This window comes from Sporolactobacillus pectinivorans, from assembly GCF_002802965.1.
Classification (GTDB): Bacteria; Bacillota; Bacilli; order Bacillales; family Sporolactobacillaceae; genus Sporolactobacillus; species Sporolactobacillus pectinivorans.
On sequence record NZ_NXGA01000001.1, the window covers coordinates 653,154 to 669,046 of the forward strand.

Sequence of the window (15,893 nt, forward strand, 5' to 3'; positions counted from 1 at the left end):
GGAACTTCCTCGTTAAGAATCGAAGCTTGCGTGTTGATTATCGCTTTTAGCAAGGCAAACATGATCACGGGCAGCATCATTGGCAGTAGGCTTCATTTAGTTGTATAATACAACTTGTTTGCAAATGATCCTGCTTGAATCGAGGGATAAATCATGAAAGCCTTAAGTTCCGATCCGGCTTTGGAACAGATCGAGCACGAAGTGGTGATGCTTCTGCGCCGGGCTGATTTTAAGAAAACGCTGGATGGCGATGAAAACAGTTTATTTCGGTCAGGTTACCTGATTTTGAATTTGTTGCTGAAAAAAAGCCCGCTGGCGGCTTACGAATTGGCGGATCATTTTCAGCTCGATGTGTCAACCATCAGCCGTCAGGTCAAAACACTAGAGAATAAGCGTCTGGTGGAACGAAAGATCGGAGAACACGACGGACGGGTGAATCAGATTTTTATTACGGAGGCGGGAAGACAATCTGTAATTTCTTTGAAAAAAGAACGGCTGATGGTCTATGCTGATCTGCTTGCCGATTGGAGCGGGGTAGAAAAAGCTTCATTTGCGGAACATCTGGCCAAACTAAACAGAAAAATAGAGAGCAGACACCGTCTGCACTGAAAGGGGATCAACATGGAAGAGATGAAAATTGATTTTGAAAAAGCAGCTTTGGTTCTAATTGACTTGCAGAAAGGGATCGTTGGCCTGCCCGGGGGCAGGAAAGTGGTCGAGAACGCGGAGAAACTAGTCGGATTGTTTCATAAAAAAGCAGGGGTTTATTGTTTTCGTTAATGTTGATTTTCATGACGGGAAGGATATGCTTAGGCCGCTTACAGACAAACCTACCTTGTCTCTGAAGACACCGGATGACTGGGCTGTGCTGGATCCGCAGCTCGATATTCAGGAAAAAGATTACAGACTTACGAAACGGCAATGGGGTGCATTTTTTGGAACAGATTTGGATCTTCAGTTGAGGCGCAGAGGAATTAATACGATTGTGTTAGGCGGTATTTCGACAAACAGGGGTGTGGAGAGCACCGCCCGGGAGGCTTTTCAGTACGGATACAACCAGGTTTTTATTGAAGATGCGATGACTGCGCATACTGAAGACGAACATCTGGCTTCGGTTCGTTTTGTTTTTCCACACATCGGAAGAGTGCGCCGGACAAGAGACTTTATCGAGCAGGCTGGCCAATGACTCGCTTGAGAAACAGCCATACAGTATTTTTGGCGGCAATCTGTACCGGCACGATTCTAAATCCGCTCAACTCGTCGATGATCGCGCTGGCCCTTCACAGCATCCAGAATGACTACCGGCTCTCGTTTGCCACTGTCTCATGGCTTGTTTCAGGATTTTATCTGGCCAGCGCGGTCGGTCAGCCATTGACAGGAAAAATGGGCGATCTCGTCGGCAGAAAAAGGATATTCATGATCGGACTTGTAATTGCCGCTATTGCCGCTATTGGTGCACCGCTCGCCCCAGCTTTTCTTTTTCTGCTTCTGATGCGGATCTTGCAGGCTGCCGGCAGCAGTGCTGTTTATCCTTCCGGGGTCGCACTCGTACAGGGGCATGTTATTCACGATAAGCAGGCTTCTTCACTGGCGGTTCTGGCCATCTGTGCTTCTGTGATGACCGCCTTCGGACCGACTGTCGGCGGCTTTCTGATTGTCTGGGGCGGCTGGCCGGGCATTTTCTACGTCAATCTGCCTTTTATTTTTGTCAGTTTTACGCTGGGCTGGCTTGTGATCCCGAAAGATGTGAAGAAGACGGGCGTAAATTTCAGATCAGTGATTCACGATCTGGATCTTCCGGGCATCTTCTTGTTTTCCACTGGCATGATCTGCCTGCTTTGGTTTCTGCTGACTCTGGAAGAAGCTGTTCACGTTTTTGTCGCTGGGATAGGGCTGTTGAGCTTTGTCTTTTTTGCCTGGCGTGAATGGAGAACAGAAAAACCTTTTGTCGATCTTCGGCTGTTAAAAAAGAATCATACGCTTTCTCTTGTCTATCTGCTTTTTGTGCTGATGAATTTAGCGAATTATTGCCTTTTCTACGGCATGCCGACCTATTTTCAAAGCGCCTTGCATTTCAACGTGCGGCTCAGCGGGATGATGATGCTGTTTATGTCGATGGCGAGCGTTGCTGTTTCATTGCTGACCGGCCGCTGGGTCGACCGTATTGGTCCTGGCGCGCCCATTAAAACGAGCGCAACAGCCACCGTGGCCGGGGCGATCCTGCTCCTTCTTGTTACCCTGAATCAGTCGGCAGCGATGATCGGCATTGCATTAATCGTACTTGGCGCAGGATATGGCGTCGGTAATGTGGCACTTCAGTCGGCGATGCTCGATGTTTCCCCAAAGGAATCGGTCGGTATCTCGTCCGGACTTTTTCAGACGTGCCGGTACATTGGATCGATTCTCTCGTCTGCGGTACTTGGCCTGATTTTCGGCAAAACGGTTACTGCGGCCCATTTGCTCACACTGTCATGGGTACTGATTGCTGTCAGCATCCCTGCCCTTCTGCTAAGTCTCGTCTTTTTCAGAAATGGCCGCCGTCTCTCTGCACATTGAAAGGATCGTCTCAATTTTCCGGTTGCGGCAGATTCGTCTGTGCGGTGCCGAATTTTCTGCTATATAATGAGATAAAGGCTTTTCCGGAGATTGTACGAAAGAAGGGGCTTGATTGTTCTTCACAGAAATCCTGCCAAGATTTTTCTGGGGACTTGCATCCGCAGGCATCGCATTGATTAAGAGAAGAAACCTGCTTCTATGGTTTCTCTTTGGTTTTACTTTTAAATGGGTTTCGCTGATTGTCATTCTGATTATGCCAACATCAAACAGAGTACGGATATTTCCACGGATCCGAAGAAGAACAGGGCAAACAGGCGTGGACTGGCATAAAAAAGTTTCCAGAGCATGCCCTTATTGCGGAAATGAAGTCGTTTTTGACGACATTCCGGGCAACTGGGTCTGTCCGGAGTGCGGCCACACGTTTATATACGACACGGACGGCAAAGTGTACATGAACAGAGAGGATCATGTACTGCCGCAGATCGAGTGGATCGTCAGGCTTTTTGCCAAACTGGCTAAGCAAGACGGAGTTGTGACGGAAAATGAGGTCCGTCAAGTTGACCAGATTGTAAAACAGGCTTTCCGGCCGAACAGGGAGCAGCTTCATCAGATCATGGACATTTTTAATGCAGCCCGCTATTCATCCGAGACGTTTGAAGAAGATGCCCGAAAACTGGCGGAAACAGCCGACGGGCGGCGGGATGTCCTGACGGATACGCTGACTGCACTTTTGGCTGTTGCCACTGCAGATGGGCTGATGCGGCCGGAAGAGGAGGCCATGATCCGAGAGGCAGCCCGAATATTCGGGCTTAGCGGTGTTTACGAAACGATCAGGGCAGAATTTTATGGCCGCAGTCCGGCTGAAGGGTCATCCGAAGATCTTGAATCGTGCTATCGTCTGCTGGGCTGCAAAGCATCGGATTCAGATGAAGAGATCAAAAGGCTTTACCGGGCGCTTATTAAGGAAAATCACCCGGACCGTTTAGTGAGTCACGGGGCTTCAGAAGATACGATCAGACAGGCAAATAAAAAAGTGGCGGAGATCAAGCACGCTTATGACCGGATTATGGCTGCTCGCGGCTGACTGGGGATATAAGAGATGAAGGATGATGAGAGAAATGGACTTAACTGAGGTTTGTGAGGGAATACTTAAGAAATGTCTCGGGCTGAAATCGGGGGAAACTTTTCTTGTTATAACGGATGACGTGGAAAAAAGTCTAGCTGAGCCGCTCTATCTGGCCGGACGGGCACTTGGCGCTGAATCCATGCTGATGCTGATGAAAGAACGGAAACGGTCAGGTGAGGAGCCACCGCGGGCGATTGCGGCAGCCCTTGCGGCAGCTGACGCGGCAATCTGCATCACCCAATTTTCACTGACGCACACTAAAGCGCGCAAAGAGGCAGTAGCTGGTGGTACACGGCTGGCAACGATGCCGGGCATCACGGAGGACATGTTTCTAAATGGCGCAATCACGGCCAACTATAATGAGGTCAAAACACTGACCGGGAGAGTAACCGACCTGCTTGATCACGGACGGCAAGTGTCGATTGAAAAAGAAGGGCACCGTTTGACTTTTTCAGTTGATGGAAGAAGTGGGATTCCAAGCACCGGAGTCTATACTCAGTCGGGAGAATCGGGCAATCTTCCTTCCGGTGAAGCTTTTATCGCGCCGATTGAAGGCACGGCCTCCGGTGAGATCCTTGTGGACGGATCGGTTGTCGGCGTCGGTCGTTTGGATGCGACACTTCTGCTGACTGTTGATCACGGGCGGCTTGTCGGTGCAAAAGGAGAAGGCGCAGACCGGTTGCTTCAGATACTGGGTGACGGGAAGGGCCGGTCTGTGGCAGAATTCGGAATCGGCACGAACCGCTGGGCGCGGATCACTGGCAATGTCCTGGAAGATGAAAAAGTGTATGGAACTGTTCACATCGCGTTCGGCAGCAACCTGACATTTGGTGGCACAGTCGAGGCCGGAGTTCATATAGACTGCGTGTTCAGGAACCCCGACGTTAGCATCGACGGGCGGACGGTCATGAAAAAGGGCGAAATCATTCTTGACGAGTGAGTATGGATACTGATGGCAGTATTGTTTGTCAAAATTAGAGCCGAGATCGTGAAGCGGGGCCAAGTTTTTTGATTAGAAAAAATTTTAATTAACAGCGGAGCCTGTACAGAGACGCCGTTTTTTCACAGCATCTTTTTGAGGGGTGTGAGGGAATCATGGAATTGAGCCATCTGCCGTTGCCGATTGAATTTTATCATCGGCCAACTTTGGATCTGGCAAAGTTATTGCTTGGCTGTCTGCTCGTAAACGAAACGGCGGAAGGAGTGGCCGCCGGATATATCGTTGAAACTGAGGCATATATGGGTGCCGGCGATCGTGCGGCCCACAGCTTTGGAAACCGCCGGACGAGACGGACGGAAGTGATGTTTGCAGAGCCGGGGCGCGTCTACACTTTTACCATGCATCGACATACTTTGATTAATGTGGTCAGCGGAGCTGCCGATGTGCCGGAGGCGATTCTGATCCGGGCGCTGGATCCCGTGGAAGGGCTGGACCTGATCGACGAACGCCGGGCCGGCAGGAAGCGCAGCGAATGGATGAATGGTCCCGGAAAATTAACTGAGGCACTCGGCATCACCATGAAGGATTATGGAAGAAAGTTTACGGAACGTCCACTTTACATTGCATCAGGTTATATGCCTGAGAAGATTTCCTGTGGACCGAGAATCGGGATCGAAAACACTGGAGAGGCACGTTTTCGCCCGTGGCGTTTCTGGGTCACCGGCAATACCAATGTGTCAAAAGGAAAAAAGCTTCTTCACATAGAAGAAAACAGGTTTAGTTAGATCAAGATGTAAGAATTTCTGACAATAAGAATATGCTTTGCGGCCAAAAAATCCCCGCTCTAAGGCAAAAATCATATAAGATGCATTTTACAGAAAATTTTAAAGAAAAATGAAAATAGCTATTTACAACTGAAACAAACTCTGTTAATATCAATGTCAACCACAAAAAACAAATTTTCTAGGAAGTGAGAATAATGGAACAGGCTGTAAACAGCATACGAGTCAAAGGCTTGATTCGAATTATTTTGCGTTTGCGCACATGAAGGACTAAACATAACCATTTAAGCGAATGGCATTGTTTGAGTCCGGCTTATCATCTTTAAGGAATAGGCGCTCAGGCAACCGCAAAATAGCGCCTATCCGAAAACGAACGGATAGGTTTTTTTATGGCCTGTTTCAACTGAATTTTGCATTATTTGTACTGGCAGGAAAAGAGGGGCAGTATAGATAAACTGTCAAGAACAATAATTTAGGCTGAATATTTTAAAAATATAAAATTATTAAGGGGAGAAACAAGATGAAGGATGCAAATAAACAGAAGGCGGAAATGCAAGAAACAAAAAAAGCAGAAAATCAGGGCAGGAAAACCAAGCAGAGTTTTAAAGACTATTTCATGGATCGAATGTATGCTGTTTCCGGCGGTATTGCCTATGCTATTCTGGTAACCCTGGGCGTTGGGCTACTCTTTGAAACACTTGCCAAGTTTACCGGATTCATGCCTTTTGAAACAATCGGCGGCGCGGCAAAAGTGCTGCTTGCTCCCGCTCTCGGAGCCGGTGTTGCCTACGCACTGAAGAGCAACACACTGACGATGTTCGCAGCTATGGCCTGTTCCTCTGTCGGTGCCAATGCGATCAAGCTGACCATGGTTGGTCAGGTTCAGGACTTTCACATCACGACCGGCCAGCCGGTCAGCGGTGTGCTTGCAGCTGTAATCGCTGTATACGTTGGCAAGAAAATTACCGGAAGAACGAAATTTGATATCATGGCCATCCCTTTCTTTTCAGTACTTATCGGCGGCATCTGCGGTTATGGTCTTGCACTTGTCGTTACGCCATCGCTTAACTGGATCAGCGGGCAGATCACAAATTCTGTTCAGGGGTCCCCGCTGATCGCCTCAATGGTTATTGCACTTGTCTGGAGCGTTTTCCTGATGTCGCCTGCGTCTTCAGCAGCGCTTGCCATTGCTCTTCATCTTGATCCGACATCGGCCGCTGCCGCGCTGATCGGCTGTACCGTTCAGTTTGTTGGGTTCACAGTGATGTCATACAAAGAAAATGACTTCGGCGGCTTTTTCGCTCAAGCTCTTGTGACTCCGAAAGTGCAGTTCCCGAATCTAGTCAAAAATCCGAAGCTGATCATTCCGCCGTTTGTCGCAGCAGTTGTCAGCGCGCCGATTGCTACCATGCTGCTCGGCCTTAAAGTGCCTTATGAACTCGGCGGACTTGGCCTTAGCTCGCTGATCGCACCGCTGAACATACTGGCTCTTCAGGGCGTCAGAGGTTTGCTCATCTTTGCTGTATCCGGTGTTATCATTCCTGCAGTTATTACACTTGTAATTTATCACATGATCAGAGTAGCCGGATGGGTGAAAGAAAACGACCTGCGCCTGGAAGTGCAGTAATTTTCAGGTGATGAAGTACCCGCAATATACGATCAATAGAGAAAAACAGCAGTCCGTCACAATATAAAGAGAAAGAAACAGAAACAGGATGGATGAAATGTGAACGGTTTTTTACCGGGCGGCTGTTTAATATATAGAGACATATAATAGAAGAAAATGATTTTAACGGGATGTCGCTTTAAAATGGACATCTTTTTTTGTTTTCCCTCCGTTCAAAATTTCACTATCGCTGTGCTATGATACAGATAGATGAATGGATTGAGAGGGAGAGAAAATGAAAGTCAGTATCCTTGGTGGAGGCAGTGAAATAGGCGCTTCCTGCCTGCACATACATATGGGAAGAACGAATCTGATAGTTGATGCAGGAATGCGTGTGCACGGTGATGATTTACTGCCGTCACTTGGGATGATGGATCATTTGGAACAACCTCAGGCAATTTTGGTCACTCATGCGCATGCTGACCATATCGGGGCGCTGCCGATCATGCACCATCTGTTTCCGGATGTCCCGATCTTTGCGACACCGCCGACAGCAGATCTGATGCAAATTATGATGCATGATTCCTTTAAAATCATCGAACAGCGTTGTAGAGAAACGCGCACTCTGCTTCCTTATACGAAGGAGCAGATGCAGGAGACGCTGAAATCAGTCAGACTGTTTCCTGCAAGTGGAAGTATGGTTATTGATGAAGTGAAAGTGATGTTGCATCGGGCGGGACATATTCTGGGCGCAGTCATGTTTGCTATCGAAGGCGGGGATGAAAAACTGCTGGTCAGCGGTGATCTAAGCTTTAAGGCCGGAAGAACAATTCCCGGGGCAGAAGTTCCAGTGGATATCCGTCCGGATGCTCTGATCCTGGAATCTACATATGGAAATCGTGAGCACTCGGATCGCAATACAGAAGAAAAAAGGCTTGCCGATAATGTCGCAGAAGTTATTGCTTCCGGGGGCTTTGCACTGATCCCTGCCTTTGCGCTCGGACGCGCGCAGGAGATTTTGTTGATTCTGCAGGATTACATGGATCGCGGCTTAATCCCGGAATTTCCAATTTTTGTTGATGGCCTGGTCACGCCAATCAGCAAAATTTATCGCCGTTATCCGCAATATCTCAAAGGGCCGGTTGCCCACCGTATCCGCGTCAGTGGCGATGCTTTTTTAACCGAAGGTCGTTGTACTGCAGTTCAACCTAAAGACCGTGACGCCGTTCTGAATGGAAAACCAGCATGCATTGTCGCTTCATCGGGTATGTTGATTGGCGGAGCAAGTGTCTGGTACGCCGAACGACTGGTCAAGGATGAGAAAAATGCGATTTTTATTACCGGGTATCAGGATGAGGAGAGCCCAGGACGCAAGCTGCTTAATCTGGCTAATGGAGAGAGCCGGGAACTTGAATTGAACGGTGCGGTACACTCGGTTAGATGCCGAGTTGATAAATACGGGCTTTCCGCCCACGCAGATGCCGGTGAACTGACACGCTTCATTGGTGGTATGGTGAAACCGGTGCACACACTGCTCGTCCATGGCGATGACGATGCACGTGCTGCACTGAGTGAACGGATTGAGCACCGGTATCAGCCGATGCTTTCAGAGAATGGTGAGACATACACTTTTTTGCCACGGTCGGCAGGCACGGGAAAAACTTCAGGTGATGCAAGCCGCCGCGATCAGGCACTTAATAGCAAAATTGGACACTTAATATTATATAAAACAGATGAAACAGGGGACTTTCACCTGGCACTGTGCACTGGCGTATATGGACGTACCCATTCGCTGGTCTGCCAGACAACCAAGGGAAAACAGGTTAAATTATCATTGGAACAGATTGCCGAAACGGTAGGGCCGTGGAACCGTTCTTTTGATGAACTGCAAAGCGAATCTGATGAGGTGTTTGACTTTTCTTTGCCGTTTCTTAAAAAAGTTGATTGGTCGACACTGCAAGAGGGGCAATGGACTTTTACAGAAATTGCTGCCAGCTGTCTGCCAGAGGATGAATTGAAACAGAGGCTTGCTGCTGCGCTGGCGCTGCAAAGCCTGCCTGATCCATTTAGGGTGTTAAAGGATGGAATCACGCGCTATCGGATCGGTGATGAAAGCCTTCGGATGCTCACGCATTTGGAATTGCCTGTCCAGGGATTAAAAATGAACGTGACAAAAGCGATGGATCAGATCAGAGAAATTTTAAAGGACAATCCTCATTTTATACGTTGCGGAGCGGATGATCTTGGAAAGGTCTCTGAACATATCACGCTCTATCTCGACTTTCCGGATATCGTCGGCACTGATGAACGTCATCGACTGACTGAATCCGTCTATAAATCGACCGGCTGGATGATTACTTTTTCTGATTCTGTCAGAACGGATTTGCTTCAGGCTAAAATAAATGACATGCTGGGGACAACGGGACCTTCATCGATCTATCTGGAAGACCGGAGTGTAGGTCTGGCTATTCCGCGCCCTGCAGATGGAGACCAACTTATTGAAAGTATAAAAAATGATACAGGTTTTACGTTGCGCTTTAAAAATGAAAGTTCTATCGGGTTACAAGTGTTAAACAAGCAGAGTACATCACCGGATTTTTTTCGGGCTGAAACACCGTCTCCACGCCTGGAAAATAATGAAGCGATGAAAGAAGCGAAAATCTGGGCTGAAGAGCGCGGCATTACACTTTATAAGGTCAGCATGAATCCTCCCGGTGACATGCCATATCTGGTTGTCCACTTTATTACTCCGGAGGTCGCCTGGCGGCATACCATCGACATGGAGGAGCTCTCTTATCGGACGGGAATGCCGGTCACTTATACGAAAAACCCGAAGCAAAATGAAGTGATACGGATTGCTTCTGAACTAATTCCAAATGGCTGGGGGATGAGTAAAAATCCCTCATTGCATATAAATGAAGCGATGATTTCAGTCAGGCTACCTATGCAGCCGCCTGAAAAAGAATTGTTACAGGTTAAGAATGAAATAGAGAGAATGACCGGATATAGATTATCCGGTCAGATTCGTTGAACTTACTGAAAGTGGATGTGAAACGAGATGGCAAAATCAAAAATTAAAACGAATGCCATGCGCATTCTGGATACGGAAAAAGTTCAATATAAGATGCAGACTTATGAGATCAGCGATGGGTTGATTGACGGTATATCCGTCGCTAAAAAGGTGGGTGAAGACCCGCAATATGTCTATAAAACACTCGTGACCCAGGGGCACAGCGGTGAATTTTACGTATATGTCGTTCCGGTGGCTGAGGAACTTGACCTGAAGAAAGCAGCGGCCAGTGTCGGTGAAAAAAAGGTTGAAATGATCCATGTCAAAGATATTCAAAAACACACAGGCTATGTGCGCGGCGGGTGTTCTCCAGTCGGCATGAAAAAAGCCTATCCGACTGTGATCGATACTTCAGCAGAAAACCTCGATCATATCGTTGTCAGCGGTGGAAAAAAAGGTGTGCAGATCATTCTCTCAGTGATTGATCTGGCAAAAGCTGCACACGCCGAATTGCATGACATCATCAAATAAAGCGGACAGACTTTTTTTACTGTCGTGTGATCCTCCCGGTTGCTATAAGTGAAAGGGCGGTCAACTATGACGGAAAAAGTGTGGATTGGCAATACCGGATTATTTGTTAATCCGATCGGACTTGGAATAAATGCGGTTAGCGGACACACTCTTTCAGCTGATCTTATTGAAAAAACAGCGTCGGCAAGTAATCACGGGCAGAAATTGCTTTTTTTCGGACGGATCGAAGCGGTGTGTTCAGCGGAGATTTTGATCCATTATTAATGATAAAACCAGTTAGTAGGGATCAGATAAGTATATGGTGCAGTGACAATAGCAAATATCAATGCGATTCGCCTGGCCTGGCTAAGCGGAATTCTTTTTTTCAATACAACTAAGTCCATCCAGTAAATAATTAATGCGGCGACCAGGATGGCAATCGAAATCAGTATGACGGTCAACGGCGAAGAGTAAATGCTGTAATAGTCAATCAGGCTATTCATAAGGGGATTATGGATGGTCAAAGGAAAAACTAGAAACAGCGATCCTGTCATGTCTGCAACCAGACCAAGTGCCCAAAGGCCGAGAAGAACGCCAACCCGGTTCTTCATTTTCATGTTCAGAAAGCGCAGGGCAGCAAAAAACACAATCGCGTCGATAACCAGATTTGCGGCCGCGATAATACCCAGCAGCGGTGGAAAGAAGTACATCATAAAGACAGGAAAAATGAGATCGGCCAAAACGAAACCGGCACTTGTGATCATCGGAGCCCACCTCTTTGCGCTAGCAAAAAATTTACTCTAATCATAGCACAAATTTTGTTCTATAAACCGCATATGTAAAAGCATTTATGATAAAAGGTGCTGTGGCTGCGCCTATTCGTTCAACTGATGCCAGAGGAAAAAGAGGTTACGCGACACGGCCGAATATCAAATTGTCGCAGGGGCTTTTCATGATGGTGTTGTAAAAATTTGGAGATGCAACGGAGCGCGAAGCTGATGAAGAAATAGTAATCTGAATAAAATTAGGAAGAGCGTCAATGCACTGAAAAGACGATTAAAAATAAAGCCGGAAATCTAAGAACTTTTGTCTGCATTTTTTTTAATGAAATAGGAACGAAGGTGACAGGCTATGGAGCATAAATGTGATGTTCATGGGATTGACGTGGATTCCGAGACACGCTGCATGCATTATCATTCATCACAAGATATTATTGCAATCAAATTCAGGTGTTGCGGCGAATACTACTGCTGTTACGAGTGCCACGAAACGCTGGCAAATCATCCGGCACAATGCTGGCGGCACAGTGAATTTAACGAAAAAGCAGTTCTGTGCGGGGTATGCGGCCATGAACTGACAATTAATGAATATCTTTCTTCAAATTCTCGCTGTCCCAATTGTGGCGCACCATTTAACCCCGGCTGCGCCAGCCATTATCACTTGTATTTTGATACAGAAAATAACTGTAATATGCAAGTGACACATCCCCGCTTACGCCGAAGCTAAGAAAGAAAAAGTGGGAAAAATCCCACGAACAACCAGTCAAGAAAAAAGATTTGTAGTGGTCGATTCTTTTGAGTAGGCAGGACCTGTTGTCCCAACGGTTTTCATTCCTTCATGTGCCGGTCCCGTGTGAATCCAAAACCTCGGAGGGGAACTGTCTAAGCTGACCAGCGATGGTGCACGGGAATGGAACTGCAGATTTACCACCTTGGGAGTGAGCTGAAGTCCAAACGAAGCGTGCTAAACGGGTAAACGGCTTCGCCTTATGAATCAATTACTGTTCGAAAGAGAGGCCTTATTTGAAAAAAAAAGAAAAGGCCGCCTGCGCTGGCAGGTCGCCTTTAATAAAACACATCACTTATGGCAGAAAGTTTCAGCCGATCCCAAACGGAATACTGAACATGTCCGCTTAAACGAGTTTTTTCATATTAAAAATCCCTTTGATCTCTTCCGGCGTTTTGCCACGGACGAGCAGGCAGAAGTTCTCATAGCCGATCTCCTTATGGGCGTTCATCAACTTTTCGAGTGCCTCCAGACCATTGGGATGCTTGTGAATCTTTTCAATTTCACTTTTATACAGGTCGATGATCGACCGTTGGACAAAATGAGGAGCGAAATGGCTGGCGTACTGATCATCATCGAGCATCAGGCCACATAAATACTCATATTTAAACTGCAGCTGACGAGTAAAATTCACGAGATGAAGCAGACGGTAATACGTATTGGGATAATCAGCCTTGAATTTTTCAACATCTGCCTGAGTTTTTCTGAGATCCTGAATACTGCTGATCGTCTTCATTTTGGCACGCCCCTTTCTGTCGGTCGGACACTTGTCCTTGAGAAACATCTGTAGTTCTATTATATGCGTAAATTAAATGGTCCGCATCAAAGACCGTCATTTTTTGATAAATTGTGAAAATATTCCAGATAAAAATGCATCATGAGGCTTTGCGATGCGATTTTTATGCCTTGCTTAATCAGGATGAGAAACCGCTTGCTTTTGATTTCAGCAACTTACAGCCAAATGAATGAGCAAAAAACAATGTATTTGACTTCTCATTATCAAGAAAGTGTATAGGATAAGATTAGCCTGTCTGAAGCGATCTGTAAAATGAATCTTTATTATAACAACGATACCTGCAGAACATAACTGGGAACACACCGGTGCGGAAATACCAACAGGAAATATGGGCTGCAGAGTCTGTCCGGTTCCGGGCACCTGAATATTGAAGTTTCGATTCAATCGTGATATAGTTAAAACTCAATAGAGACAGAATAATTATATATAAAACAACAATTAAACATATCATAAAAAATGATATTTGTCAATGGAAAATTAAAAGTCAGATCATATAGTCAGTGAAAACATTCTGAAGCGAACAAGAGGTGCAGGCAAGTATGGGGCAGGATGAACGCAAAAATGAACAGAACAGGGTCAATGAAATTCTGGACGTTATCGGCGGGAAGATATCGGGACTCACCGGTGGCAAAGAGGCTGTCACTAAGGGAATTGTCGACTTGCGGAAAAATTTCTGGGAAGACGTAACCGTCAACCTTGACGAAACAGATGACGTTTATGAAACACAGGCGAGCATCAAGCAGCAGGCCGAACTTTTGTCCGAACGTGAGCGACGTCACGGGCAAATGACCCGACAACTGAAAACTTTGTACCGCCTGTTAGACGCACCCTATTTCGGTCGGATTGATTTTCATGAAGAGGGCGAAAAGAAGACCGAACCGCTTTATATTGGCATTGGTTCGCTGATGGATGCCCGCAATGAAGATTTTCTCGTCTATGACTGGCGTGCACCGATTTCCAGTATGTACTATGATTATGCGCCGGGTCCAGCAAGGTATGATTCAATTGACGGTGAAATTAAGGGGATCATCGAACTGAAACGGCAGTTCATCATTCATAATGGTAAAATAGACGGCATGTTCGACACAGGGTTGACGATCGGCGATTCTCTGCTGCAGGCGATGCTTGGCGGCCGGGCTTCGTCGCATATGAAGAGTATTGTGGCAACCATTCAGAAGGAACAAAATCAGATTATCCGCAACGAGACGGATCGGTATCTGATCGTTCAGGGGGCAGCCGGAAGCGGAAAAACATCGGCAGCTCTACAGCGTGTGGCTTTTTTTCTTTATCGTTTCAGAAAAACTCTCAGATCAGACAACATGCTCTTATTCTCACCCAATCCGCTTTTCTCAAGTTTCATTTCGACAGTTCTGCCTGAACTTGGAGAAGAAAATGTGATTCAGACTACATTCAAGGATTTTATCGAAGAGCGGATCGGCCGCGATCTGCAGATGGAAAATCCTTTTGATCAGACGGAAGACTGTCTGACGATGGAGGACCGTGAAGCCTATCGGATCCGGACGGAAGGCATACGTTTCAAGGCATCCCTGGCATTTAAAGGTCTGATTGATCTCTGGCTGGAACAATTGAAGGACAGTGGTATGATGTTCCGAAGTCTGACGTTCCGTGATCAGACGATCGTTTCCGGAAATGAGATTAGGCGGTATTTCTACGCGCTGCCGCATGACACCGCGATCCTCGTCCGGCTTGAAGAAGTGCGCGACTGGCTGCTTCGCCGAATTAATGCTTTTGTAAAGAAAGAGCGCAGAAAGGACTGGGTGCTCGAAGAAGCCGAGTTGCTCGACCGTTCGGAATATGCGGCTATTTTTGAAAAACTGCAGCAAAAAAAACAGTTCAGTGAAGATACATTTGATGATTATGATCGCGAAGAACTGATGCTCCGTAAAATGATTATGAATCGCCGGATCAAGCCGATCCGCCGCAGCGTTAAACAGCTGGAATTTGTCAACAGCCAGAAAATGTATGGTGAACTATTTTACAAAGATCACGGAGATGTAGCGGTTCCGGATACTTGGCAGGAAATTTGCAAGGCGACACGGATGCGCTTTGAGGAAGGTGACTGCCCCTGGGAGGATGCCGTCCCGTATCTTTATCTGAAGGAAAAAGTTCAGGGGAGAAAAGGGAATCAGGAAATCCGCCATCTGATTATTGATGAAGCACAGGATTACTCACCTGTGCAACTCGCATACTTGCAGGCAGCGTTTCCCCGCTGCCGGATGACGATACTTGGAGACATGAACCAGGCCATTTATGCGCAGAGCTTTGCTAGCGAAACAATGCTATCGGAAAAGCTCTACAATCCGGATGAAGTAAGGAAGCTGACCTTGATGCGCAGCTACCGCTCAACCAAAGAGATTATGGATTTTGCCCGCCATCTTGTCCCGGGCGGCGATCAGATTGAACCGTTTGACCGGAGCGGGCGGCTGCCCGAATGGATTGATGTAACAGAAGAACAGAAAGCGGAAGCAGTACTTGAGAAAATCGAAGCCTTCCGGGCATCCGGATTTGAAACATTCGCCGTGATTGGCAAAACAATGAAGGAGTGCCGGGATGCCTATAATCGTTTGAGCGATAAGACGGAAGTCAAGTTGATCACGCAGGCAACTTACCAGTTCGGCAAGGGCTTCATCGTTATTCCAGCTTATCTGGCTAAAGGCATCGAATTCGACGCAGCGATCATTTACGATGCATCAGCGGAGAATTATCATCGTGAAAATGAGCGAACCATTTTCTATACGTCCTGCACGCGTGCCATGCATGAATTGGTGCTGCTGAATACCGGTGATGCCACGCCTTTCTTGGAAGACGTTCCAGATGAAAAGTACGTGCGTGTCTCAATGGAAAAGCAATAATTCGCTGGAGTTTGGGCGATACATAATGCTTTAAAAAAATTGGGCATCGGAACTGACGATAGAAAAAAACTGTAATTGGGACAAAAACAGTCCCTGTTCTTATGGAAACAGATGGGATGAGAGGGTTT

13 protein-coding genes and 1 pseudogene are annotated in these 15,893 nt (G+C 46.9%); 12 read left to right on the plus strand and 2 right to left on the minus strand.

Features of this window, described 5'->3' with window-relative positions:
- The first annotated feature begins 153 nt into the window (after positions 1-153).
- The 10 genes and pseudogenes from COP04_RS03445 (at position 154) to COP04_RS20035 (ending at position 10,815) form a co-directional block, all read left to right on the plus strand.
- On the plus strand, positions 154-609 hold the full coding sequence (locus COP04_RS03445; protein ID WP_100486706.1) for a MarR family winged helix-turn-helix transcriptional regulator: 456 nt from the start codon (positions 154-156) through the stop codon (positions 607-609).
- A gap of 12 nt (positions 610-621) precedes the next feature.
- A pseudogene (locus COP04_RS03450) lies at positions 622-1,186 on the plus strand (isochorismatase family protein).
- Complete coding sequence (locus COP04_RS03455; protein WP_100486707.1) at positions 1,183-2,556, plus strand: MFS transporter; 1,374 nt, start codon at positions 1,183-1,185, stop codon at positions 2,554-2,556. The pseudogene COP04_RS03450 and the gene COP04_RS03455 overlap by 4 nt, the downstream one beginning before the upstream one ends.
- Positions 2,557-2,668: 112 nt before the next feature.
- Positions 2,669-3,640: a TerB family tellurite resistance protein gene (locus COP04_RS03460; RefSeq protein WP_100486708.1), complete on the plus strand. Its 972-nt coding sequence runs from the start codon at positions 2,669-2,671 to the stop codon at positions 3,638-3,640.
- Between the two features lie 34 nt (positions 3,641-3,674).
- The gene (locus COP04_RS03465) at positions 3,675-4,622 is read left to right on the plus strand and encodes an aminopeptidase (protein WP_100489505.1); all 948 of its coding nucleotides are present in this window, start codon (positions 3,675-3,677) and stop codon (positions 4,620-4,622) included.
- Between the two features lie 155 nt (positions 4,623-4,777).
- On the plus strand, positions 4,778-5,407 hold the full coding sequence (locus COP04_RS03470) for a DNA-3-methyladenine glycosylase (RefSeq protein WP_100486709.1): 630 nt from the start codon (positions 4,778-4,780) through the stop codon (positions 5,405-5,407).
- A 547-nt stretch (positions 5,408-5,954) separates the two neighbouring features.
- Positions 5,955-7,031: a PTS sugar transporter subunit IIC gene (locus tag COP04_RS03475; RefSeq protein ID WP_239984946.1), complete on the plus strand. Its 1,077-nt coding sequence runs from the start codon at positions 5,955-5,957 to the stop codon at positions 7,029-7,031.
- Positions 7,032-7,305: 274 nt separating this feature from the next.
- Positions 7,306-10,041, plus strand: a complete 2,736-nt coding sequence (locus COP04_RS03480) for an MBL fold metallo-hydrolase (protein ID WP_100486711.1) — start codon at positions 7,306-7,308, stop codon at positions 10,039-10,041.
- A gap of 27 nt (positions 10,042-10,068) precedes the next feature.
- On the plus strand, positions 10,069-10,551 hold the full coding sequence (gene ybaK, locus COP04_RS03485) for a Cys-tRNA(Pro) deacylase (protein ID WP_100486712.1): 483 nt from the start codon (positions 10,069-10,071) through the stop codon (positions 10,549-10,551).
- Positions 10,552-10,617: 66 nt separating this feature from the next.
- Positions 10,618-10,815, plus strand: a complete 198-nt coding sequence (locus COP04_RS20035) for a hypothetical protein (protein ID WP_193437384.1) — start codon at positions 10,618-10,620, stop codon at positions 10,813-10,815.
- Here the strand turns inward: COP04_RS20035 and COP04_RS03495 are convergent.
- Entirely contained in the window at positions 10,812-11,294 is a 483-nt protein-coding gene (locus COP04_RS03495; protein ID WP_100486713.1) for a hypothetical protein, read from the minus strand. The two genes, COP04_RS20035 and COP04_RS03495, sit on opposite strands and share 4 nt — an antisense overlap.
- 367 nt (positions 11,295-11,661) lie before the next feature.
- Between COP04_RS03495 and COP04_RS03500 the strand changes: the two genes are divergently transcribed.
- Positions 11,662-12,036, plus strand: a complete 375-nt coding sequence (locus COP04_RS03500; protein WP_100486714.1) for a CHY zinc finger protein — start codon at positions 11,662-11,664, stop codon at positions 12,034-12,036.
- Between the two features lie 406 nt (positions 12,037-12,442).
- Here the strand turns inward: COP04_RS03500 and COP04_RS03505 are convergent, their stop codons facing one another.
- Positions 12,443-12,832 (minus strand): hypothetical protein, encoded by a 390-nt coding sequence (locus COP04_RS03505; protein WP_100486715.1) that lies wholly within the window; start codon positions 12,830-12,832, stop codon positions 12,443-12,445.
- 599 nt (positions 12,833-13,431) lie between these two features.
- On the opposite strand from COP04_RS03505, the gene helD reads away from it, so the two are divergent.
- Positions 13,432-15,765 (plus strand): RNA polymerase recycling motor HelD, encoded by a 2,334-nt coding sequence (gene helD, locus COP04_RS03510; protein ID WP_100486716.1) that lies wholly within the window; start codon positions 13,432-13,434, stop codon positions 15,763-15,765.
- Positions 15,766-15,893: the final 128 nt, after the last annotated feature.

What these genes read in the sequence shown, in the direction of transcription:
- COP04_RS03480 (WP_100486711.1), top strand. Translation starts at nt 7,306, where the DNA reads ATGAAAGTCAGTATCCTTGGTGGAGGCAGTGAAATAGGCGCTTCCTGC.
- COP04_RS03465 (WP_100489505.1), top strand. Translation starts at nt 3,675, where the DNA reads ATGGACTTAACTGAGGTTTGTGAGGGAATACTTAAGAAATGTCTCGGG.
- COP04_RS03495 (WP_100486713.1), bottom strand. Translation starts at nt 11,294, where the DNA reads ATGATCACAAGTGCCGGTTTCGTTTTGGCCGATCTCATTTTTCCTGTC.
- COP04_RS03475 (WP_239984946.1), top strand. Translation starts at nt 5,955, where the DNA reads ATGCAAGAAACAAAAAAAGCAGAAAATCAGGGCAGGAAAACCAAGCAG.
- COP04_RS03505 (WP_100486715.1), bottom strand. Translation starts at nt 12,832, where the DNA reads ATGAAGACGATCAGCAGTATTCAGGATCTCAGAAAAACTCAGGCAGAT.
- helD (WP_100486716.1), top strand. Translation starts at nt 13,432, where the DNA reads ATGGGGCAGGATGAACGCAAAAATGAACAGAACAGGGTCAATGAAATT.
- COP04_RS03445 (WP_100486706.1), top strand. Translation starts at nt 154, where the DNA reads ATGAAAGCCTTAAGTTCCGATCCGGCTTTGGAACAGATCGAGCACGAA.
- COP04_RS03470 (WP_100486709.1), top strand. Translation starts at nt 4,778, where the DNA reads ATGGAATTGAGCCATCTGCCGTTGCCGATTGAATTTTATCATCGGCCA.
- COP04_RS03500 (WP_100486714.1), top strand. Translation starts at nt 11,662, where the DNA reads ATGGAGCATAAATGTGATGTTCATGGGATTGACGTGGATTCCGAGACA.
- ybaK (WP_100486712.1), top strand. Translation starts at nt 10,069, where the DNA reads ATGGCAAAATCAAAAATTAAAACGAATGCCATGCGCATTCTGGATACG.
- COP04_RS20035 (WP_193437384.1), top strand. Translation starts at nt 10,618, where the DNA reads ATGACGGAAAAAGTGTGGATTGGCAATACCGGATTATTTGTTAATCCG.
- COP04_RS03455 (WP_100486707.1), top strand. Translation starts at nt 1,183, where the DNA reads ATGACTCGCTTGAGAAACAGCCATACAGTATTTTTGGCGGCAATCTGT.